Below are 21,083 nucleotides of genomic sequence, written 5' to 3' on the forward strand. Positions count from 1 at the left end.
CTTTCGATTATACTGCTAGGCCATAGACAAAAGTGCTTGAGAATTGGATTGGTTAATGGAACTACGCCATCTTCGATATTTTATTACCGTTGCAGAAGAACTTAATTTTAGTAAAGCAGCATTGAAACTGTACACTGCCCAGCCCTCATTAAGCCAGCAAATCAAAGACTTAGAAGATGAAATTGGTGTCAAACTTCTCAATCGTACCAAACGTAAAGTCGAACTCACCGAGGAAGGTGCTATCTTTCTGGAACAGGCGCGTTTAACCATTGCCCAGGCAGAAAAGGCCGTTCGGCTGGCACGTGAAGCGCATTTGTCCAAACAGCAGATTTTAAAAATTGGCTTCATTACCACGGCTGAAGTTCGGGTTTTTCCTAAAATCTTGCCCAATTTGCGTATGCTCTACCCAAATATTAAAGTCGATTTACAGATTCTCAACGGGAATGACCAGTATCGGGCTTTAAAAAAAGGCGATCTGGATATTGTGTTCTCTCGTCAGTCTTTTGATGATCCCGAGATTGCAAACTTTGTAGTTTTACAAGATACGCTGGCACTATTTTTAGCAAAACAGCATCCACTTGCCGCGCTGGAAACCATTCCACTACAGGCGCTCAATGATGTGAACTTGATTATGTCCAAAGCCAGTGCTTACGGCATCATGAATCAGGCCATTCTAGCATTTTTCAAACAGCACAATATTCAACCACACATTGAAGAAAAAACTGAAAATATGGTAGAAAATATTGCCGAAATTGAACAGGGAATGAGTTGTTCAATCTTGCCACAATATCTTGACCCATTTATCAAGCTAGATCACGTTGCAGTTCGTCAACTCGAATGTGATTTACCAACACTTGACCTGTATGTCAGTCACCGCAAACATAATAACAATGCGGCTGTTGAGAAGTTTCTCTCGGTTCTTGCCCAGCAATTTGACTTAGCAATGAATTAAAAAAAATGGGCTAAAATCAAATTTAGCCCATTTTGCCCCTTCTCTTTAAACTTGTGTCTTTAGTTCATGGCTGAGCCTGCGGATGCTTCACCCATAAGTGCCAAAAACTTTTGATAACTTGGTCTTTGTTTTACGCTGTCTAAATAACGCATTATTGATGGATGAGATTGCAACGTCCCGATTTTTAATTGCCAAAATAGTGATGCAGCAACCAGAATATCTGCTGTAGTAAACTGTGAACCACATAAAAATGGCGCTGCTTCATCCAAGCCCTGAATCAGCGCATGATAAGCATCTTGATCATCACCATAGCTCACAAACATTTTTTGATCTGGCTGGATGTGTAAACCTCGCATTTTATCTACAGTTAAAGATTCCCACGGGCCAGAGATAAAAAATAACCAGCGGTAATACACGCCTCGTTTTAGATCACTCAACGCAGGAGCTAATTGTTTTTCAGCAAATTTATCAGTCAAATATGCACAGATAGCGCCAAGTTCATAGATCACGACAGCATCATCTACAAGTGTCGGGACCTTACCAAATGGATTGATTTTTAAATATTCGGGTGCTTTCATAGTGGTGTTATAGGCAAGCTCAATACGCTCATATTCAACCCCCAGTTCCAAGAATAACCACTCGACCACGACACCACGTGATTGCTGATTGGTATACAGTTTAAGTGCCATTTCTATATTTCCTTGTTTATTGGTCTTATTCAAATATAGAGGACGAGATTGTCAGTTTTTGTCAGGAGTCGAATAATGTTTTTCCTGTTCCCACCATTGGCGAAATAGCTGCTGTTTAAACTGAGGATAGACGTCCTGACTCAAAACTAACTGCCGTACCCGATCAACCCTAAAATTACGAAATGCTTGTCGCAATTCACACCAAGCAGCAACCACAATTTTGTCGTTAAAATATCCCATCGCAAACGGCCATAAGGTTCTGATACTTTCGTTTTTTTGTTCATCGATATACGTTACCGAAATTTTGACTTGCTGCCGAATCGCCATCCGAATTTGTTCCAATATTTGCATATCGACAGGTAGCCACACATTAAAAGCCCTTAATGTTGTTTGCTCCATAAAATGCTGTCGATGTTTGGGCAATACTGCATCTAATTTCGCTAAAACCGCATTTGAGGCCAATTGTAATGATTGATCAGGCACGCTCTTCAACCAATACAATGCAAGAAAAATAGCTTCAATTTCTGTCTCATCCAATGTCATGGGCGGCAATAAAAAATCTTCTTTTAATTGAAAGCCCAGTCCTGCGGCAGCTTCAATTCGCACACCTTGCGCTCTTAAAGTTTCAATATCACGATACACACTACGCACGCTAATCTGTAGGTGTTCGGCAAGGGTTTGCGCAGTGACAGGGTGACGATATTCTCTTAAGCGCTGTAAAAGGTTCAGCAAACGAATGGAACGACTCATAATTTTCCTATTTTTATTATGAATAATGAGGAATCAAGGTTCCTCATTATCTATGAAATCATTTCAATGCTTTTAATCAATACATGTTGAATAAAATGATGGCTTCACCCATTTTCTAAGCAAAATCCACCAAATAATGATGCAAAGCCGTGACATCATCGGCAATCATTAACGGTTTATATTGTTGTAATACATCTACCGAATGCACACCATAACTGACACCCACACGCGGCATTTCGATATTTTGCGCCATCTGCAAATCATAGCTTGAATCCCCAACCATAATCGCCTGTTCAGGAGCAACGCCTGTATAGGATAGAATTTCCTGTAGCATTTGAGGATGCGGCTTAGACTGCGTTTCACTGGCAGCACGGGTGATATCGAACAAGTCCTGACTCTGGGTTTTTGCCAACACCCGATCTAAACCACGACGACTTTTCCCCGTTGCGACTGCCAATTTAAAGCCACGCTGCTTCAAATCATGCAGCATATCACTGACTCCATCGAACCACTGATCAGCTTGCGAATGTGCCACATAATGCTCTGCATAACTGTCCAAAATCGCAGAATGCAATTCGGGTACGTCAGGAAACAGGGTTTGCATTACCTCAGGTAATCCCAAGCCAATAATGCTTTTTGCAGCATCATCACTGAGTGGTTGCTGATGCTGCTGAGCCGCGAATTGTAAACTTGCCACAATTTGCCCAACCGAATTAAATAACGTACCATCCCAATCAAAAATTACCAATTGTTTCTGCACATTAAGCTCCTTTCGCCAGTTCTTTAAGCAATTGCTGCATATCCTCTGGCAATTCAGCTTCAATCACAGGGTAATTTGGAATTTCTAATCGCATGGCATGTAGACACAAACGACGTGCTTCAGGGCCATTATAAGGCGTGGTATGTCCGTATTTATCGTCTCCAACCAACGGATGCCCGATGCTCTGACCATGCACACGAATCTGGTGAGTACGTCCAGATAAAGGCGATGCATGTACCAAAGTCGCCTGTTTAAAACGCTGTGCCACTTTCCACACAGTTTGGCTTGGTTTGCCTTCTTTGGAAACGCGCACACGACGCTCGCCATTGGCAAGTTCATAGCGTAACAATGGCGCATCAATCAGTTGCTTATCGAGACTGACTTGCCCTTTGACAATCGCGGCATAAGTTTTTTGAATTTTATGCTCACGCAATAAATCCTGTAAATGCTTCAACGTACTACGTTTTTTACTGATCATCACCAAACCTGAAGTGTCACGGTCAATGCGATGAATCAGCTCCAGATATTTTTTACCTGTTGCCGTGCGTAAAGCCTCAATCAGCCCATACGCCATGCCACTACCGCCATGCACCGCAATCCCTGAAGGCTTGTTCACGACCAATAAACCTTCATCTTCATATACCACACGGCTAAGCAGACTTTGTGCAACACCATCACTGACGGGAACATCGCTTTCTTGTTTTTGTTCATAGCGAATCGGCGCAACTCGAACTTGATCACCAATTTCTAGGCGGGTTTCAGCTTTAATGCGTTTTTTATTGACCCGAACCTGACTTTCACGGATTAAACGGTAAATACGGCTTTTCGGCACACCTTTGAGTCGTGTAAATAAAAAATTGTCAACACGTTGCCCTGCTTGATGCTCAGTTACCTCAAACCAGGTCACACTTTGCCATTCTTGGTTGGTATTCATACAACTCGTTGAACCTTAAAATACTAGAATATGATTGAAAAATGATCGAATAAACTATTCTTTTCACAATAAACTTAAGCTTAGCCCATAGGCAGATGCCACAAGGTTTGATATAGTCAGCGCACGGATACCACCGTAAGTGAGTAAAATTGTCTACCATTTCAAAATAATGAAAGGTAGATCTCAGCTGAAACTCGGAAAGGTCCCAAAAGAATATGCCGCGCCGAAGGCTTATTATATCGGCAAAATTGTAGGCTGTTGCGTTAATTTGTACTTTATGCACGCAAAACAGCCTACCCCAAAAAATATGTCGCTAGTCTAGGCTAGTTATTAAACGTAAACTGAAACACATCAGACAAGTCTCCTGATGTCAAACTCAGGTCTCAGCGTTCGATGTATTGGATCTGTATGGCATGGCACGGATACGATGAACATTCCGTATACCAAGTGTTCTAAAAACACCACCTGCTGCATACAGATAAAGTTTTACATCCAATACACCGTCTGAGAACCCGTGAATCTTCAGGTGATTTTAGTCGATTAAGGATTAATGCAGTTTTGCATATTTATATGAATGAATCAGACACCAACCCTTAAGTTGGCATAAGCGAGTGCGTGTGAACTCTACGTCACTCTTAAGATTCTTCATCATAAATACGCCACTGCAACAGACTTGTCGTTGTGCTTCAACGATTAGGTATTACACCCATGAAACGCATGTTGATCAATGCAACACATGCCGAAGAAGTTCGTGTTGCACTCATTACTGGTCATCGTTTATACGATTTTGACCTCGAAAACCGTACCCGTGAACAAAAAAAATCAAATATCTATAAAGGTCATGTCACCCGCGTAGAACCATCACTTGAAGCTGTATTTGTTGAATACGGCGCAGGTCGTCAAGGTTTCCTGTCTATGCGCGAAATCGCACGCAGTTACCTCAATAGTGACCCACGTGAAAACAACAACATTCGCGAACTGATCAGTGAAGGTACTGAACTCTTAGTTCAAGTAGAAAAAGAAGAACGTGGCAACAAAGGTGCTGCTCTTTCTACCTATATTTCACTGGCAGGTCGTTATTTGGTTCTCATGCCAAACAACCCAAAAGGTGGTGGCATTAGCCGTCAAATTTCAGGTTCTGTGCGTGAAGAACTTAAAGAAAGACTAGCTTCACTCAATGTACCGCGTGGCATGAGTGTAATTGTGCGTACTGCTGGTATTGGCCGCAGCCAAGAAGAATTGCAACTGGACTTACAACACCTACTGGATCTTTGGGCGCAAATTCAAAGCACTGCCAGTTCTGGCCCATCACCAATGTTAGTCCATCAAGAAGCGGGTGTTGTGACCCGTGCGATTCGTGATTACTTGCGTGATGATGTTGCGGAAATTTTAATTGATAGCGAACAAGCATTTAACGAAGCGTATAACTTTGTTAAAGCAGTTATGCCACGCCAACTCGATAAGTTAAAAACTTATACTTTAAATGAACCATTATTCGCACACTTCGGTATTGAAAGCCAAATTCAAACCGCTTACGAACGTGAAGTGAAGTTACCGTCTGGTGGTTCGATTGTGATTGACCAAACTGAAGCTTTAGTGTCGATCGACATTAACTCAGCAAAATCAACTCGCGGTCACGATGTTGAAGAAACCGCATTAAATACCAACGTTGAAGCGGCTGAAGAAATTGCACGTCAGCTACGCTTGCGTGATATTGGCGGTTTAGTGGTCATTGACTTTATCGACATGACCAAAGACCGTAACCAGCGTGTCGTTGAAGCAAAACTTCGTGAAGCCACTCAAAGCGACCGCGCGCGTATCCAGTTTGGACAGTTGTCACGTTTTGGCTTAATGGAAATGAGTCGTCAGCGTTTACGCCCATCTCTAGAAGAAGCAACGGGTTACGTTTGCCCACGCTGTCACGGTACAGGTATGGTACGTGACTTACGCTCTCTTTCACTCTCTATCATGCGTAAAATCGAAGAGATTGCGTTACGTGAGCGCCATGGTGAAGTTCAGGTTGAAGTGCCTGTCGAAATTGCAGCGTTCTTGCTCAATGAAAAACGCCACAGCCTCGTTTATCTTGAACAGACTTCAAATGTGCGCGTTACTGTATTGCCTCATCCGCATTTAGAAACTCCACATTATGAAATTCAGTACAATCCTGAAGGCTTTGCACCGACGAGCTATGAGCGTACTGAAGCGACCCGCTCAAGTGAAAAAGAACTGGGGTATGAATCTTCTGACTGGCATTTGGAAGATGAACATCCTGCACCAGCTCAAGCGATTGAAAGCAAAAAGCACACAGCAGCTGTTCAGAATATTGCTGAAGTTGTGCAACAACCTGCACCCGTTGTACAGAAAAACCTTCATGCCAATAGCCCATGTGCATGGCTAGAAAACCTGTTTGTTCAAAAACAGGCTCAAACTACTGATCAATCACGCTCTGCAAATAATGCTGCAGCAGCAATTGAACAGATGGTCAATAATGGCGCTGTTAGCCGTGGTCAATTTGGTCAAATACAGACTGCTCCTGTAACCACAATGACAGAGCCAGCAACTGCAGTTGTTACACCAACCAATAATAATGCTTATCTTTCATCACCTTCTGTGGTTTCAACCAATAAACCAGAAAAACGTGAATTCATCGAGAAGGAAGATAAAGGACCTCGCAGTAATAACAATAATAAAAAACAACGTAACAAGCATAAAGAACCTCGTGAACAGCAAGTTGCTGATCAGAACCTGAATCAAAATCAGGTTCATGAAGAAGTTGTACAGTTGTCACGTCAGGAAATGCGCGACCTAAAACGCCAACAAAAACGTCAGCAACAAGAGCAGAATTTTACTGAACAAACTACCAGTGAACCTGCTGCTGCCGTTCCGCGTCGCGACCGTAACCAACCACGCCCACAACGTCCAAATCGCCAGCGCGATACAAGCGTTTTGAACGTGGAACCAGCAGCAACCGTAAATAACACCCCTACTGTAGCTGCTACGACTCCAACTGAAGTTAAAGTCAATCTGGTTGATGTACCTCGTACACAAGAAACAGCGACGGCTTTGCTCGTTAATGTTGAACAGGAAACACGCGAAATTGTGGCACTACATGCCCAACAAGCGCGACCAGTACCTGCACAAAAGGCAGCGGTTGTTGCTGTATCTGAACAACCTGCACCTGTTCAGGCCGCTCAAGTAGAGCAACCTGTACCTGCTGTAGCAAATGTTGCTACTCCTGAAGAAAAGACGCTTGAAAGCAAGCCGACTACTCCAGCAGAAGTAAAACGTGCCAGCAACGATCCACGTATGCGCCGTCGCCAACAACGTGAAGCAAAAGCCAATGCTGCTCCGACAATCAAGCTCAACCCAAGCCAAGTTCCGGCATTGGCTCAATACAACGTAGGCAGCTTGATTCGTCAGGTGTACGGTGAAGATTGTACAGTGCTGATTGAACAGTTTGGTCTTGTACCAACCTTCAACCGTGCATTGCTCAAATTTACTGAGCAATATGTCAGCAGTTTAGCTGAGCAACAACCGACTCAAGTAGAAGCTGAGAAAAAACCTGTTACTCGTGACGTTGAGTTACCAAGCAAGGTTACTTCGGAAGCTGAGCCTGTAGACGTTCTGCCGCTTATTCCACCAAAAGCACCACAAGTTCGTGTTGCCAATGATCCACGTGAGCGTCGCCGTTTGGCAAAACAAGCCGCAGAACTGGCAAAAGTTCAGCATTTGCAAGAACAGCCAGAAGTTACGGCTAGCGTCACAGCTGAAGTAGCTGAAGCTGTAGAGCCTACAGTGATCGAAGCAGCAGTAGCTGTTGTAGAGACGCCAGTAGCTGTAGAAGAAACAGTTGAAACAGTCACCGTTGCTCCAGCAAGCGAAGAAGTAGTAGTTAAAGAAGAAACTACTGTAGCAACGGCTGAGGTTGAAGCTGTTGAAGCTGTTGAAGCTGTTGAAGCTGTTGAAGCTAAAGCTGATGCCGAAACAGAAGAAAACGCAACAAAACAAAGTAAAGACAAAGCGGCAGCTCGCCCACGTCGCCCACGTGGTCGTCCACCGAAAAAAGTGACTCCAACCACACCGACAGAATAAGTTTTCATTGTTTAAACCGCTTCCTTCGAGAAGCGGTTTTTACGTTAAGGCGTCGACTGTACGCTCCTTTCCATCTGCCGCAAACGTAGGAACATTATGAAACAATCTTCTACAGATATGATCGGATTGCGTGACATCTTCCACAAAATTCCTCAAATCGTACCTAAATTGCCACATATTCTTTCTGGGTTAAAACAGGCCTATCTACATGGTCAAAAAACCCCAATAGGTCTGGCGGTTGCCTTTGAAAAAATGGCTCAACATTACCCTGAGCGCCCTGCTGTATTATTTGAACAACAATCCCTGAGTTATCAGCAACTCAACCAGTGGGCAAACCAGATCGGGCATTATTTCCTTGCACAAGGTATTCAAAAGGGCGATGTCATTGCCTTAATGTTGAGTAACCGTCCAGAATTTTTCGCCAGCATTTTGGCACTGGCAAAAATCGGTGCAATTGCCGCTCTAGTCAATACGTCGCAATCAGGCAAAGTTCTTAGCCATAGTATTCGGCTAGTACAACCCAAAGCCGTGATCGTAGGAGATGAATATCAACAGGTGTTTAATGCTATTCGCCATGAACTACATAGCGATGCTGTTCTATATTGGTTTGCAGATACAGAAACTCGCAAACAACCAGGCACAGCACCTGAAGGTTATCTCAATTTAGCACGCTGTGCCGATGCTTTTCCTGAATTCAATACGACGACAACCAAACATGTCTATGCCAAAGACGGGCTATTTTATATTTATACTTCTGGCACAACAGGCTTGCCCAAAGCGGTGATTTTTAACCATGGGCGCTGGGCACTAGCCTATGGAACCTATGGGCACATGCTCAATCTAAATTGCAATGATGTTCTCTATGCACCGTTACCCATGTACCACGCCACAGGTATTGTGGTGTGCTGGTGTGGAGTCATTGCTGGTGGCGCAGCACTGGCAACTCGACGCAAATATTCCACCAGTCAGTTTTGGCAAGATGTTGCAAAATTTAATGCTTCTGCACTGGGTTATGTTGGAGAAATCTGTCGATATTTACTCGATGCCCCCGTTTCTGCACAAGATCGCCAACACCGAGTCAGTAAAATGATTGGTAACGGCATGCGCCCGAATATCTGGCATGAGTTTAAACAGCGCTTTGGCGTTAGCGAAATTATGGAAATGTATGCTTCTAGTGAAGGTAACGTTGGATTTAGCAATTTGTTTAACTTTGACAACACGGTCGGTTTCTCACCTACACCCTTTGCGATTGTGCAATATGATCAAGAACAGAATCAACCCGTGCGCAACGCTCAAGGTTTTTGCCAAACTGTGCAAAAGGGCGAAGTAGGTTTATTGATTGGAAAAATTACCAAGCGCTCTCCATTTGATGGTTATACCGACACCGACAAAAACCATGCCGTGATTTTGCAAAATGTATTTAAAACAGGCGATGCGTATTTTAATACAGGTGATTTGATGCGCAATTTGGGCTTTCGTCATGCTCAGTTTGTTGACCGCTTGGGCGATACGTTCCGCTGGAAAGGTGAAAATGTCTCAACAGCAGAAGTTGAAGGGATTTTATGTGAACATCCATTGATTCATGATGCTGTGGTGTATGGAGTCGAAATTCCTCAAACCAATGGGCGTGCAGGGATGGCAAGTATTACCTTGAGTGCAGGAACGGTTTTGGCAGAAGTTGATTTGGCTAAACTTTGGCAAGATTTTAAACAGGTTCTGCCTGCTTATGCTGTGCCTGTTTTTTTACGCATTCATGAACAGCTTGAGACCACCAGCACTTTTAAATATCCGAAACAAAAATTAAAAAACCAAGGCTTTGATTTACAACAATCTGATGATCCGATTCTAGTTAACTTGCCAAATAGTCAGACCTACTGTGTGCTCACTCCTGAAATTTTTACCAACATTCAACAATATCACTATCGTTTTTAGCTTATTTTTTAGCTAAAACATGCAATTTTGAGGGTTTTGTAAACAATTGATTCATTTTCTTGCAAAATCCTCTTGCCATCGTTGAAGATCTTGCTACAATACGCTCCATCAAGACGATATGGGTCGTTAGCTCAGTTGGTAGAGCAGCGGACTTTTAATCCGTTGGTCCCGCGTTCGAGTCGCGGACGACCCACCATTTATCAGATTGATCCAATTTTGGGTCGTTAGCTCAGTTGGTAGAGCAGCGGACTTTTAATCCGTTGGTCCCGCGTTCGAGTCGCGGACGACCCACCAAGATTCTAAAAAATCCTTTCTTTCTGAGAGGATTTTTTTTGCCTAAAATTCTTTAAATCTATTTTTATTCACTCAATCCAAATTGAAATTTGAGATCAATTACTGACTCGTAGCAAATAATAATTCTTTAAAGTATACGGATGCCCATGCTCAAAGAAATATCTGTTGATTTCAAAATTACGCTGACTATCCATCATGATATTTCTTTTATGATCAATTAGATAATACAAACATAAATGTTCGTTGAAATACACCACAACATATTTTTTCTGATCTTCGGTGATCACTTTCCAACGAGCATGCTGATAATTCTGAGTTATGCGAGTATCAGCATAAACTTTACCAAAACTTTTAATCAATCGAAAAACGGATCCGTCGTCCATTAAGTTAATAATATATTCCACCGAACCCTGCTGTCCTACATCACAATGAGCAATTGGATCTTGGCAAGAGATGGTCACCATATAACGTCCGACCATGGATTTTTCTTGGTTATTCAAGACATCATGCTCTTCAGGCGGTGGAGTTTGCACAGGCATTACACTCTTCCCTGCTACATCTAAAAGCTTTTGCCCAGAAACATCATGCTGTAAAGGTAAACTTGCTCCCCTCGTCTGATGTGAGTGTGTCAATCCATCCGATGGAGAATGAGGGCTACAAGCAGCCAGTTGCCAAGCGCATTCAAGAATACATGCTAAATAAGTTATTGCTTTTATATAATCATTTAGCTGTTTCAACATAGGCTTGCCTTAGGAAGAATAAAGAGCTGTTAGGTGATAAAACAACTTCAGGCATTGTAATCAGAACGAGCATCCATTCTGTAAAAAATTACAGAAATTAACCCTTTTTTCTAAGCCTGCGAGTTGGAAAATGTATATTCAATCTCCATATATAAAATAGGACTTTATTAACAGTTTTTGCTAATATTGTGAAATTCTACTGCATAGATATAAACAGGAGACTGGCATGAGCAGCTCAGGGCTATACCGTTCAAGCAAACAACAAATCATTGCTGGTGTTATGGGGGGTATTGCTGAACGTTTTGGCTGGAATGCCAATGTAGTGCGTGTGCTATTTGTTTTAGTTTCTGTAATGAGTGCGGCATTTCCTGGCATCTTGATCTATATTATTTTATGGATTCTCATCCCAAAGCAGAAAAAAATATTTAATCCATCTATGCGTTACCAACAACCTATTCGCACCATACACGAAGAAAAATACCGTTAAATTTTAAAGTTTCACCACGATTTTTCCCCCGAAAATCGTGGTTTTTTTATGCTTGCTGTTTGAGCAACTGCTGCTGTAATGCGGCAATCATATCCGCACGGCTAATCATTCCAACCAAGTGCTGCTGCTCAACCACAGGAATATAATTAAACGAACGCTCAACAAAATACGGAATCAAATCAATCAAGGGTTGCTCAGGCTGCACAGTGACCACTTGGCGCTGCATAATCTGATAAACGAAATCCTCCCAAGGTGCACGCGGATCTGCTGCGCGCTGAAACCATTCCATCACTTCATAGAGTGCCAAGGTTCCCAGCAATTTCCCTGTTGCATCAACCACAGGTAAACTCATGAGGTTGACTTGCTTGAATTTGGCAAGTGCCTGCTGAATTGCATCTTGTGCATGCAGGGTAATCAGGTCACGACTCATGATATCACGACAGACATACGCCTGCGGTGAGCGCTGCTGGGCATGCTGTTGTGCCTGCAAGATAATGTCTTCTAACTGGTACTGACTGATATCTAGCAGTTCTGTCTGGTGTGCCAGAACATCTTGAATATCTTGCGGTTGAATGCCGACTTTTTGTGTTGGTGTCGGATCTTTACTTCGAGTATTGAGCTGTGCGGTCTGTGGATAGTGACGCCCGATACAACGGTTAAAAACGATTGCTATACCCAGCAACAACAAAGAATTTAATAAAACAGGATAAGCAATAAATTTAAATCCCAAGTGATGTACAGATGCTCCACCCAGTACAGCAGTCATGGCAACAGCACCACTCGGTGGGTGTAATGAATCCGTACTCATCATCACAAAGATTGCCAAAGCAACTGCCAGACTAAATGCCACCGTTGTTTCAGGAATGTATTGTGCACACAGCACCCCAATCAAGGCTGCGAGGGTATTCCCAACCACAATATTCCATGGCTGTGCCAATGGACTAGAAGGTACGGCAAACAACAATACCGACGATGCTCCCATTGGTGCGATATACCATGCGTTAAATTCGCCCAGTATCCACCAGCTTAGCCATGAAGAGACTGCTAACCCCAGCAATGCACCAAGCGCACAGAACATACGCTCTTTGACAGGCAAGAGTTTAAAATTCGGTTTGAGCCTCTCCAGATTGAAATGCATATTTTCCTATCCACGAACTTGCATGAGCCCCATATTATAGAAACCCAAACTTAAAGATGTATTTATTTTATATTTTATAAATATCAGTAAATCTGTTGATTGGCTGAAGGAAATATAGCGCCATTTAGCAGCCATTTGTCATACTGATCATTTCATTGAGCATCGGCAATTTTGCATAGAAGTCTTTGCCACTCACCCACAAAATCCTTATACTTAGGGACAATTTTTCTCATAATTCGTGGATGCTACATGAGTCGCGCCATCTCGCATATTGATACTTTTCAAGGCTTAATTCTTGCCTTACAAAATTACTGGGCCGAGCAAGGCTGTGTTGTTTTACAACCTTATGACATGGAAGTTGGCGCAGGGACATTCCACACGGCAACCTTCTTACGCGCCCTAGGTCCTGAAACTTGGAACGCGGCTTACGTACAGCCATCTCGCCGTCCGAAAGATGGTCGTTATGGTGAAAACCCAAACCGCTTACAACATTATTATCAGTTCCAAGTCGTACTGAAGCCAAACCCAGACAACATTCAACAATTGTATCTGGACTCGCTCAAAGCGATTGGCATCGACACGCTTACCCACGACATTCGCTTTGTCGAAGACAACTGGGAATCACCAACTCTTGGCGCTTGGGGCTTGGGCTGGGAAGTCTGGCTCAACGGCATGGAAGTGACTCAGTTTACTTACTTCCAGCAAGTCGGCGGGATTGAATGTTACCCTGTAACGGGCGAAATCACTTATGGTCTGGAACGTCTTGCGATGTACTTGCAAGGGGTTGACTCGGTTTATGACTTGGTTTGGACCAAAGGTCCATTTGGCACAGTGACTTATGGTGATGTGTTCCATCAAAATGAAGTGGAACAATCGACCTATAACTTTGAATACGCACCTGTTGAAAAACTGTTTGAATTCTTCGATTTTTACGAATCCGAAGCTAACCGTCTGATTGAAGCTGAGCTGCCATTACCTGCGTATGAGCAAGTGATGAAAGCTTCTCATACCTTTAACTTGCTGGATGCACGTGGTGCAATTTCGGTGACTGAACGTCAGCGTTACATTTTACGTGTGCGGGCGTTGGCGCGTGCCATTGCACAAAGTTATGTCCAAGCACGTGCCAAGTTGGGCTTCCCAATGGCAGAGCCACATTTACGTGATGAAGTATTGGCACAGTTACAAGCACAAGCCGAAGCAGAAGCTGCAAAAACGGAGAACAAATAATGACTCAACATACTGTTTTATTTGAACTCGGCTGTGAAGAACTTCCCCCAAAAAGCTTAAAAACCTTGCGTGATGCCCTACAGGCAGAAACGGTTAAAGGCTTGCAAGAAGCAGGTTTAAACTTTGCTTCAATTGAAGCCTATGCTGCACCACGTCGTTTAGCTTTAAAAATTGTCAATGTCGATGGCGCACAGGCCGACTCGAAAAAACGCTTTGATGGCCCTGCTGTCCAAGCGGCTTATGATGCAGAAGGCAAACCAACCAAAGCTCTTGAAGGCTTTATGCGTGGTCAAGGCATTAGCGCTGAGCAAGTATCGACTTTCCAAACAGGTAAAGTTGAAAAAGTGTGTTATTACAAAGACATTCAAGGTCAAAGCCTAGATGTCCTTTTACCGCAAATCTTGCAAACTGCTTTGGATCGTTTACCGATTGCCAAACGTATGCGTTCAGCAGCAAGCCGTACCGAATTTGTTCGCCCTGTAAAATGGGTGGTATTGCTCAAAGATGATCAAGTCATTCCAGCGACCATTCAAGATCACCAAGCAGGTAACTTGAGTTATGGTCATCGTTTCCATGCACCTGAAGCGATCACTTTGGCAAATGCAGACGAATATTTACCAAAATTAAAAGCAGCGCATGTTGTGGCTTCTTTTGAAGAGCGCCAAGCAATCATTGATCAACAAGTCAAAGCACTTGCAGATGAGGTCAATGCGATTGCGATTGTGCCTGCTGACCTTCGTGATGAAGTCACGGCATTGGTAGAATGGCCTGTTGCACTTCGTGCAAGCTTCGAAGAACGCTTCCTTGCTGTACCTCAAGAGGCCTTAATTACCACCATGCAGGACAACCAAAAATATTTCTGCTTGGTCGACAGTGACAATAAGCTTCAACCTTACTTCATTACTGTTTCAAACATTGAGTCCAAAGATCCGGCTCAAATCATTGAAGGCAATGAAAAAGTGGTACGCCCGCGTTTGAGCGATGCTGAATTCTTCTTCTTGCAAGATCAAAAACAACCACTTGCATCTCGTAAAGCAAAATTAGCCAACATGGTGTTCCAAGCGGAGTTGGGTACACTTTGGGACAAATCAGAGCGTATCGCCAAGTTAGCTGTTGCACTTACACCAATTACTGGTGCAAATGCTCAAGATGCTGAAAAAGCTGCGCTTCTTGCAAAATGTGACTTAACTTCTGAATTGGTCGGTGAATTCCCTGAGCTTCAAGGGATTGCAGGCACTTACTATGCCCGTATTGAAGGCGAAAATGATGAGGTTGCAGAAGCGCTAGGCGAGCAGTACTTGCCAAAATTCGCAGGTGATGTTTTACCAAAAACTAAAACAGGCACAACGATTGCACTTGCTGACCGTTTAGATACGCTGGTTGGTATTTTTGGGATTGGACAAGCACCCACAGGTTCTAAAGACCCGTTTGCTCTTCGTCGTTCAGCGATTGGTATCTTACGTTTAATCATTGAAAATGAATTGGACGTAACCATCGAAGAATTGGTCAATCTTGCACTTCAAGGTTATGGCGAGATTGTCAAAGATCACGACAAGACTTTGGCTGATGCGGTTGCTTTCCTTGAAGGTCGTTACCGTGCTAAGTATGAAGACCAAGGTGTTGCCGTAGATGTACTGCAAGCAGTTCAAGCGTTATCACCAAAATCACCACTAGATTTTGACAAACGTGTCAATGCAGTAAACCACTTCCGCACATTACCTGAAGCAGCAGCTCTTGCAGCAGCCAACAAACGTGTTGCCAACATTCTTGCAAAAGAAGCAACACCTGAAGGTGGTGTGGTTGAAGCAAAACTAGTTGAAGATGCTGAAAAAGTATTATTTGCTGAGTTTTTGAAAATCATCCCAGTGGTCAAACCATTATTTGAGGCAAAAGAGTATACGGCTGCACTTTCTGCTTTAGCTACACTTCGTGCACCTGTAGATGCCTTCTTTGAAAGTGTAATGGTCATGGCTGAAGATGCTGATCTTAGAGCAAACCGTTTACTTATGCTTACCTTACTTCGCAACTTGTTTATGGAAGTGGCTGATGTCAGTGTGTTGCAGCACTAAAGTCTGATTTGCTTGAAGTTTAAACAAAACCCCGCTATAAAATGAGTGGGGTTTTATTTTGAGAATAAGAAATGGCTAAGCCACGTGTTTTTGTTAGTTCAACCTATTATGATTTAAAACATATTCGAGCATCTTTAAGCTTATTTATAGATTCTTTAGGATATGAATCTATTCTTTTTGAAAAAGGGCAAATTGCCTTTATTAGTGATGACCCATTAGATATCTCTTGTTATTCAGAAGCAGAAGCTGCTGATATATTTGTGTTAATTATCGGGGGACGTTATGGAGCACCTATTAGTACTGAACCCATGAATGAAAAACCGAATCAATATACAACTTATAACAGCATTACTCGAAAAGAATATGAAACAGCTAATGACAACCATATTCCGACATATATATTAATTGAAAAAGGTGTTTATGCTGAATACCAAACGTATAAACGGAATAAAAATAATGAGGACATTGAGTATGCACATGTAGACAGCGTTAATATTTTTAAATTAATTGATGATATTCACAAAAAACCTAACAATAACCCTATTTTTTCCTTTGAAAAATATAATGAAATTGAAGATTGGCTAAGAGAACAATGGGCAGGATTATTTAAAAATTTTCTAATTAAACAGGGAAATTCAAAGAAACTAGACTCTCTTCAAAATCAGATTAAACATTTAGAAGCATTAAATTCAACATTAAAGATCTATCTTGAAACATTAATGTTAGACAATAATGCAGATCAAAAGCAGGATATTATTAAACAGGAAAATAAAAAAATAATTGGATTATCAAATCTTGACAAATTAAAATCAAATAATTTTTTTAGATACCTATCTGATGAAATAAATTTTACAGATAAAAATATAATACAGTTTATTGAAGCTCTATCAAAAAGTACCAGTATTTCTGAATTTCTAAGTTCATTAAAAAATGATACCGATATTCAAATTTCAGAAGAAGAATACAATCTTCTTATGAAATTCACTAATTCTAAAGACCGATCCTTTATTCATGATCTAAATAGTTTACGTGAAATATTTGATTTACCCATATGGAAACCATAAATCGCTGAAAACAAAATAGATTTATTTATGAATCATTACTAACATAAATCAGGATGACTATTAAATTTCGTTATCCTATCGTATGAGTTTCTTCTCTTTCCCACCTATTTGTGCAATCTCATCCTAAAATGCTGAGTATCAACTGGATGAGATCTTGCGATGCGTTTAAGCCCAATCAAACTATTTTTATTGAGTAGTTGCCTTGTTGCAGCACCGTCAGTTTTTGCAATGACCGAAACTCAACCCAGCACTCCCAATGCGCCACTGCCTGATAACCCAAGTTTAGGGCGCGTGATTTTATATAAAACAGGGCAAACCATACAGCGTATAGGCAATGCTACACAGCGCGGTGCAGACAAAGCCTCAGATAAAATTCAGCAAAAATGGGATAACACCAAAGAATTTGGCGCAGAAAAAACCCAAGCCGTGCAGGAAAAAGCCAATGATGTACAACAAACTGCCGAGAAAAAATGGCAACAAGCCAAAGACGTGGTGACAGGAAACCGTAACGATACTTCTCCTGTCCCGATTGAACAAAAATCTTTAAGCCAACCCACCAGTAATTAATTCACTTGGCGAATGATTTTTCCAGAGATAAAGCCCTGCGCATTTTCAGTGAGTTGCTGGACAATGCGCTGACGGGCTTGCACACTGCCCCATGCCGAATGCGGGGTAATAATCAGATTGGGGATCATTGTATCCAACAAGAGATTACCCAGCTTGGGTGGCTCAACGGTTAAAACATCAGTTGCAGCACCTGCCAGTTTGCCGTGCTGTAAGGCATGTGCCAATGCTGCTTCATTGACAATACCACCGCGTGCAGTATTGACCAAAAATGCACTCGGTTTCATCAACGCCAGTTCTTTTTCAGCAATTAAATCTTTGGTGCTGTCATTCAGCGGACAATGCAAAGTCAGTACATCGACTTGTGGTAAAAGTTCTTCGAGTGACAAACGTCCTGCATGTTGACGATTCGGTAGATTCCCGACCAAGATCTTCATTCCCAACGCCTGTGCCAAACGAGCCACTTCCTGCCCCAGTTCGCCATAGCCGAGCACACCTAAGGTTTTACCTGACAACTCCACAATTGGAAAATCTAAAAAGCAGAACTGCTCTGCCTGTTGCCAGCGCCCCTGCTGCACTGCCTGATGGTATTTCAGCACATTGGTGGCCAATGCCAACATCAATGTCAGTGTATGCTGTGCCACCGATGCAGTGCCATAGCCCTGACAGTTACACACCACGATGCCCTGCGCCTGTGCTGCTTTTAAATCGACATTGTTGGTGCCTGTAGCAGAAATTAAAATCAGTTTCAGTTTTGGCAATTGCTGAATCGTTTCGGCAGTTAAAACCACTTTATTCACGATTGCGACTTCAGCATCGGCAAGGCGCGGCAAGACCTGCTCAGGCGTAGTTGCCTTATATAATTGTAACTCTGCAAAAGCAGCATCTAAGGGAGTAAAGTCCAAGTCATTTTGATCTAAACTGGCATAATCTAAAAATACTGCTTTTAAACCTGTCATGTGTCATCCCTTATTGTGTTTTTTAGAAAATTAAAACCTCACCTGAATTCAGTGAAAGTTTTTACTCAACATTAACGCTTTTAGTGACCTTGACCAATTGATTTCATATAAAAAAAGCAGAAAAACGGGTAGTTTTTCTGCCGAATGAGTCTATATATTCAAGACTATGCCAATATAAATTTCTCTTCATCGAGCAACGGCGGCTCAACAAAATAACAAATACCCAAACTATCACAGCGCATATTTTGCTCTTTATAGCTCAACACATAATATTCAGGGTATTTTTTCACGACAATTGGACTCATATCCATCGACAAGGCATCGTCTTCTTTGAACAGTTTCATGACACGACGATCATTCATTCCGACAATATAACGCTCATTGTTCAGTTCAATTTTGACAATACAACTCGATTTAATCAGCAATGGAATCAAATATTTATAATTCAGATGAATTGCTTCTTCAGGGTAACTTTCAATCTTGTTGCTAATAATATTAAACACAAGGAAATTACCATAGCAGTCTTGCAACTGCGTCGGATGATTGTCTTGTGGCAGATTGACCTTAATCCCGAGTTTTTGCAAATCCTGCTCAGTGACCTGACGGCGGCTCAACATAATTCGGGTAATAAGTTGCTTTAAGTTGGCATCGAGGTATTGATCCTCAAGCTGCAAATCATTACTACGTAAAATCCGTCCGAGCGCGGCACTATGGCGCGACAATAAATTATTAATCACCGTGCGATAGTAGAATTTGCTCTTTTTCTTGACCGTACGCATTTGCTGGTAAAAATAGTTTTTATTCCATGGATGACGAATAAAATCATTGAGCAAACTTGAGCTCGCCAAAACCGACAGCGCCTCATGCCCTGTAAATGGCAAGTGCAAGGTATGGAGCTGTGGCAAGATATGTTTGATTTTTAAATAATGTTCGCGGTCATTGGCATAGTATGGGTCATACACCACAATGTATTCACTGCCTGCGCAGACATCCTGCGTGGTGATGTGCATGTCCTGATGCAAACTTTCATCAAAAAACTCGGTATAACGGCGATCTTCAATTTCCTGCGGGTCAATGCTGTACTGCGGCACAAAAGCAATCACGCGGTTCATTTTCAGTAATTTAGAATATTTAATTGCCGCATAGCCCCCCATTGAACCACCATAACCGACCACTGTTTCAAACTGGTCCAGAATGGGTTGTACCGCGCTCATCATCGCCTGCATACTCGCCACAGGAAACCATGATTTAATTTTTGGCATTACGCCAATCACGTTATATTCATACTTCGCCAACGACTTTTCTGCATTAATCGTTAAGCCTTTGGCGCGAGTAATTAAATCTCCAAACGAAAAAATCAGTTCTTTGGAATTTCCTTTTAGAAAAATAACCCGGATTTGTTCGTCTTCAAAAATAATTTGCTTATCCATTCACGCACCGAAAATAAAAATTAGCGACTGCCAAAATGCAATCAAAAAAGAAGGGACTGGCGAATGCCTATTGTATAAAGGCAATAGAGATTAAACAGGGCAAAATATGACATCTTGCCACGCCGCGGTCAGATTTTTGTATTTTAAAACCAATCTGCTACATCCCAAAATGGATTTTATTAAAAAGTCATTAAATTCATGTTTTAGCACAATTTCGCAACACAATTCATATAAATTCAATGAAATTAATTAAGCTGTCACAATGCTGCGCTTGAATATTGGATTATTCCAATTGAGGGGAAATTGGGCAATGCATTATGTAAAAACAACAGCTGGGCAAGAAGCATTACAACAACGCTCTAAACAACTTTCAGCCAAACAACGTCAGTTATTATTTCTCATGGGTACGGATGATTTTGATAAATTACCCGCCGCCAGCCGCCAACGCCTGTTTCAGCCAGAGGTTATTGATCATTTACTGGAGCTGGGTTTTATTACCAATTTAGCGCCAGAAACAGAAACAGAAACAGAAACAGAAACAGAAACAGAAACAGAAACCATTGCTTCAGCTACCCCCACTGTCAATGTGCTTTCTCAAGTCTTACAGCGCTATTCTCAACCCCGAGCTAAACCAACATTAGCCGAAGAAATTGCCGAAGAAGAGCAGCAGGCAGCGTTCAAGCTCGATACCACTCCTCCACCCGATCTGGATATTGCGCTCAACTTTCCTGCCATTAAAGGCTTGATGATTGATACTCTACGACAATACGGTGGGCTGTTGGCAAGAGGCTTAATTGAGAAAATCGACAAGTGTGAAAATGTCAGTGAACTAAAACGCTGCCATATAGCATGGTTGACACTATTGCAGGAAACCCGTTTGCCTGCCAAGCAACTGCATAGCCAAGTAAAACACTTACAGAAATTTTATCGTTTGCATGAAACAGAAACTAACCAGTAGTTGAGCCTGTACATAAAGTCATTTACAGTAAAATAAAATTAAGA

The 21,083-nt window shown here is 42.1% G+C and carries 17 protein-coding genes and 2 tRNA genes; 11 read left to right on the forward strand and 8 right to left on the reverse strand.

All coding sequences use genetic code 11. From position 1 onward, the window contains the following. The first annotated feature begins 55 nt into the window (after positions 1-55). Positions 56-952 (forward strand): LysR substrate-binding domain-containing protein, encoded by an 897-nt coding sequence (locus tag ACX1N5_RS02595; protein ID WP_004754356.1) that lies wholly within the window; start codon positions 56-58, stop codon positions 950-952. Positions 953-1,011: 59 nt separating this feature from the next. Here ACX1N5_RS02595 and ACX1N5_RS02600 read toward each other — a convergent pair whose 3' ends face one another. The 4 genes from ACX1N5_RS02600 to ACX1N5_RS02615 form a co-directional block, all read right to left on the reverse strand. Further along, complete coding sequence (locus ACX1N5_RS02600; protein WP_131379494.1) at positions 1,012-1,641, reverse strand: glutathione S-transferase family protein; 630 nt, start codon at positions 1,639-1,641, stop codon at positions 1,012-1,014. 51 nt (positions 1,642-1,692) lie between these two features. Beyond that, the gene (locus ACX1N5_RS02605; protein WP_004754359.1) at positions 1,693-2,391 is read right to left on the reverse strand and encodes a helix-turn-helix transcriptional regulator; all 699 of its coding nucleotides are present in this window, start codon (positions 2,389-2,391) and stop codon (positions 1,693-1,695) included. Positions 2,392-2,506: 115 nt separating this feature from the next. Then, complete coding sequence (locus ACX1N5_RS02610) at positions 2,507-3,151, reverse strand: HAD-IA family hydrolase (protein ID WP_131379498.1); 645 nt, start codon at positions 3,149-3,151, stop codon at positions 2,507-2,509. Between the two features lies 1 nt (position 3,152). Then, the gene (locus tag ACX1N5_RS02615) at positions 3,153-4,085 is read right to left on the reverse strand and encodes an RluA family pseudouridine synthase (RefSeq protein ID WP_004754363.1); all 933 of its coding nucleotides are present in this window, start codon (positions 4,083-4,085) and stop codon (positions 3,153-3,155) included. 708 nt (positions 4,086-4,793) lie between these two features. Between ACX1N5_RS02615 and ACX1N5_RS02620 the strand changes: the two genes are divergently transcribed. The 4 genes from ACX1N5_RS02620 (at position 4,794) to ACX1N5_RS02635 (ending at position 10,403) form a co-directional block, all read left to right on the forward strand. Further along, entirely contained in the window at positions 4,794-8,177 is a 3,384-nt protein-coding gene (locus ACX1N5_RS02620) for an Rne/Rng family ribonuclease (protein ID WP_458799713.1), read from the forward strand. Positions 8,178-8,270: 93 nt separating this feature from the next. Beyond that, positions 8,271-10,109 (forward strand): long-chain-acyl-CoA synthetase, encoded by a 1,839-nt coding sequence (locus tag ACX1N5_RS02625; protein WP_458799863.1) that lies wholly within the window; start codon positions 8,271-8,273, stop codon positions 10,107-10,109. 120 nt (positions 10,110-10,229) lie between these two features. After that, positions 10,230-10,305, forward strand: a tRNA-Lys gene (locus tag ACX1N5_RS02630). A gap of 22 nt (positions 10,306-10,327) precedes the next feature. Next, positions 10,328-10,403: transfer RNA gene (locus tag ACX1N5_RS02635), tRNA-Lys, on the forward strand. A gap of 95 nt (positions 10,404-10,498) precedes the next feature. Here the strand turns inward: ACX1N5_RS02635 and ACX1N5_RS02640 are convergent. Continuing rightward, positions 10,499-11,143, reverse strand: a complete 645-nt coding sequence (locus tag ACX1N5_RS02640) for a hypothetical protein (protein WP_458799711.1) — start codon at positions 11,141-11,143, stop codon at positions 10,499-10,501. A 226-nt stretch (positions 11,144-11,369) separates the two neighbouring features. Between ACX1N5_RS02640 and ACX1N5_RS02645 the strand changes: the two genes are divergently transcribed. Then, the gene (locus tag ACX1N5_RS02645) at positions 11,370-11,630 is read left to right on the forward strand and encodes a PspC domain-containing protein (protein WP_004754369.1); all 261 of its coding nucleotides are present in this window, start codon (positions 11,370-11,372) and stop codon (positions 11,628-11,630) included. Between the two features lie 46 nt (positions 11,631-11,676). Here the strand turns inward: ACX1N5_RS02645 and ACX1N5_RS02650 are convergent, their stop codons facing one another. Next, positions 11,677-12,768 (reverse strand): HPP family protein, encoded by a 1,092-nt coding sequence (locus tag ACX1N5_RS02650; protein ID WP_458799709.1) that lies wholly within the window; start codon positions 12,766-12,768, stop codon positions 11,677-11,679. A 249-nt stretch (positions 12,769-13,017) separates the two neighbouring features. On the opposite strand from ACX1N5_RS02650, the gene glyQ reads away from it, so the two are divergent. The 4 genes from glyQ (at position 13,018) to ACX1N5_RS02670 (ending at position 17,695) form a co-directional block, all read left to right on the forward strand. Continuing rightward, positions 13,018-13,995, forward strand: coding sequence for a glycine--tRNA ligase subunit alpha (gene glyQ / locus ACX1N5_RS02655; RefSeq protein WP_004754373.1), 978 nt, complete (start codon positions 13,018-13,020; stop codon positions 13,993-13,995). Further along, positions 13,995-16,064: a glycine--tRNA ligase subunit beta gene (gene glyS / locus ACX1N5_RS02660; protein ID WP_458799707.1), complete on the forward strand. Its 2,070-nt coding sequence runs from the start codon at positions 13,995-13,997 to the stop codon at positions 16,062-16,064. Before glyQ ends, glyS begins: the two co-directional genes overlap by 1 nt. A 71-nt stretch (positions 16,065-16,135) precedes the next feature. After that, the gene (locus ACX1N5_RS02665; protein ID WP_131388579.1) at positions 16,136-17,128 is read left to right on the forward strand and encodes a DUF4062 domain-containing protein; all 993 of its coding nucleotides are present in this window, start codon (positions 16,136-16,138) and stop codon (positions 17,126-17,128) included. A 159-nt stretch (positions 17,129-17,287) separates the two neighbouring features. Then, positions 17,288-17,695 carry a hypothetical protein gene (locus ACX1N5_RS02670; protein WP_131379515.1) on the forward strand — a complete coding sequence of 136 codons (408 nt, stop codon included), beginning with the start codon at positions 17,288-17,290 and terminating at the stop codon, positions 17,693-17,695. On the opposite strand, the gene ACX1N5_RS02675 is transcribed toward ACX1N5_RS02670, so the two are convergent. Together ACX1N5_RS02675 and ACX1N5_RS02680 are read right to left on the reverse strand one after the other, a co-directional pair. Continuing rightward, positions 17,692-18,651 (reverse strand): 2-hydroxyacid dehydrogenase, encoded by a 960-nt coding sequence (locus tag ACX1N5_RS02675; RefSeq protein ID WP_458799704.1) that lies wholly within the window; start codon positions 18,649-18,651, stop codon positions 17,692-17,694. The two genes, ACX1N5_RS02670 and ACX1N5_RS02675, sit on opposite strands and share 4 nt — an antisense overlap. A 164-nt stretch (positions 18,652-18,815) precedes the next feature. After that, positions 18,816-20,081, reverse strand: coding sequence for a hypothetical protein (locus tag ACX1N5_RS02680; protein ID WP_131388582.1), 1,266 nt, complete (start codon positions 20,079-20,081; stop codon positions 18,816-18,818). A gap of 310 nt (positions 20,082-20,391) precedes the next feature. Here ACX1N5_RS02680 and ACX1N5_RS02685 point away from each other — a divergent pair, with 310 nt between their 5' ends. Then, positions 20,392-21,039, forward strand: coding sequence for a hypothetical protein (locus tag ACX1N5_RS02685; RefSeq protein WP_458799702.1), 648 nt, complete (start codon positions 20,392-20,394; stop codon positions 21,037-21,039). Positions 21,040-21,083: the final 44 nt, after the last annotated feature.

Source organism: Acinetobacter sp. ANC 4636 (assembly GCF_054454555.1).

Coding starts and splice junctions, on each gene's coding strand:
- ACX1N5_RS02595 (WP_004754356.1), top strand. CDS start 56: ATGGAACTACGCCATCTTCGATATTTTATTACCGTTGCAGAAGAACTT.
- ACX1N5_RS02600 (WP_131379494.1), bottom strand. CDS start 1,641: ATGGCACTTAAACTGTATACCAATCAGCAATCACGTGGTGTCGTGGTC.
- ACX1N5_RS02605 (WP_004754359.1), bottom strand. CDS start 2,391: ATGAGTCGTTCCATTCGTTTGCTGAACCTTTTACAGCGCTTAAGAGAA.
- ACX1N5_RS02615 (WP_004754363.1), bottom strand. CDS start 4,085: ATGAATACCAACCAAGAATGGCAAAGTGTGACCTGGTTTGAGGTAACT.
- ACX1N5_RS02620 (WP_458799713.1), top strand. CDS start 4,794: ATGAAACGCATGTTGATCAATGCAACACATGCCGAAGAAGTTCGTGTT.
- ACX1N5_RS02640 (WP_458799711.1), bottom strand. CDS start 11,143: ATGTTGAAACAGCTAAATGATTATATAAAAGCAATAACTTATTTAGCA.
- ACX1N5_RS02645 (WP_004754369.1), top strand. CDS start 11,370: ATGAGCAGCTCAGGGCTATACCGTTCAAGCAAACAACAAATCATTGCT.
- ACX1N5_RS02650 (WP_458799709.1), bottom strand. CDS start 12,768: ATGCATTTCAATCTGGAGAGGCTCAAACCGAATTTTAAACTCTTGCCT.
- glyQ (WP_004754373.1), top strand. CDS start 13,018: ATGAGTCGCGCCATCTCGCATATTGATACTTTTCAAGGCTTAATTCTT.
- glyS (WP_458799707.1), top strand. CDS start 13,995: ATGACTCAACATACTGTTTTATTTGAACTCGGCTGTGAAGAACTTCCC.
- ACX1N5_RS02665 (WP_131388579.1), top strand. CDS start 16,136: ATGGCTAAGCCACGTGTTTTTGTTAGTTCAACCTATTATGATTTAAAA.
- ACX1N5_RS02670 (WP_131379515.1), top strand. CDS start 17,288: ATGCGTTTAAGCCCAATCAAACTATTTTTATTGAGTAGTTGCCTTGTT.
- ACX1N5_RS02675 (WP_458799704.1), bottom strand. CDS start 18,651: ATGACAGGTTTAAAAGCAGTATTTTTAGATTATGCCAGTTTAGATCAA.
- ACX1N5_RS02680 (WP_131388582.1), bottom strand. CDS start 20,081: ATGGATAAGCAAATTATTTTTGAAGACGAACAAATCCGGGTTATTTTT.
- ACX1N5_RS02685 (WP_458799702.1), top strand. CDS start 20,392: ATGCATTATGTAAAAACAACAGCTGGGCAAGAAGCATTACAACAACGC.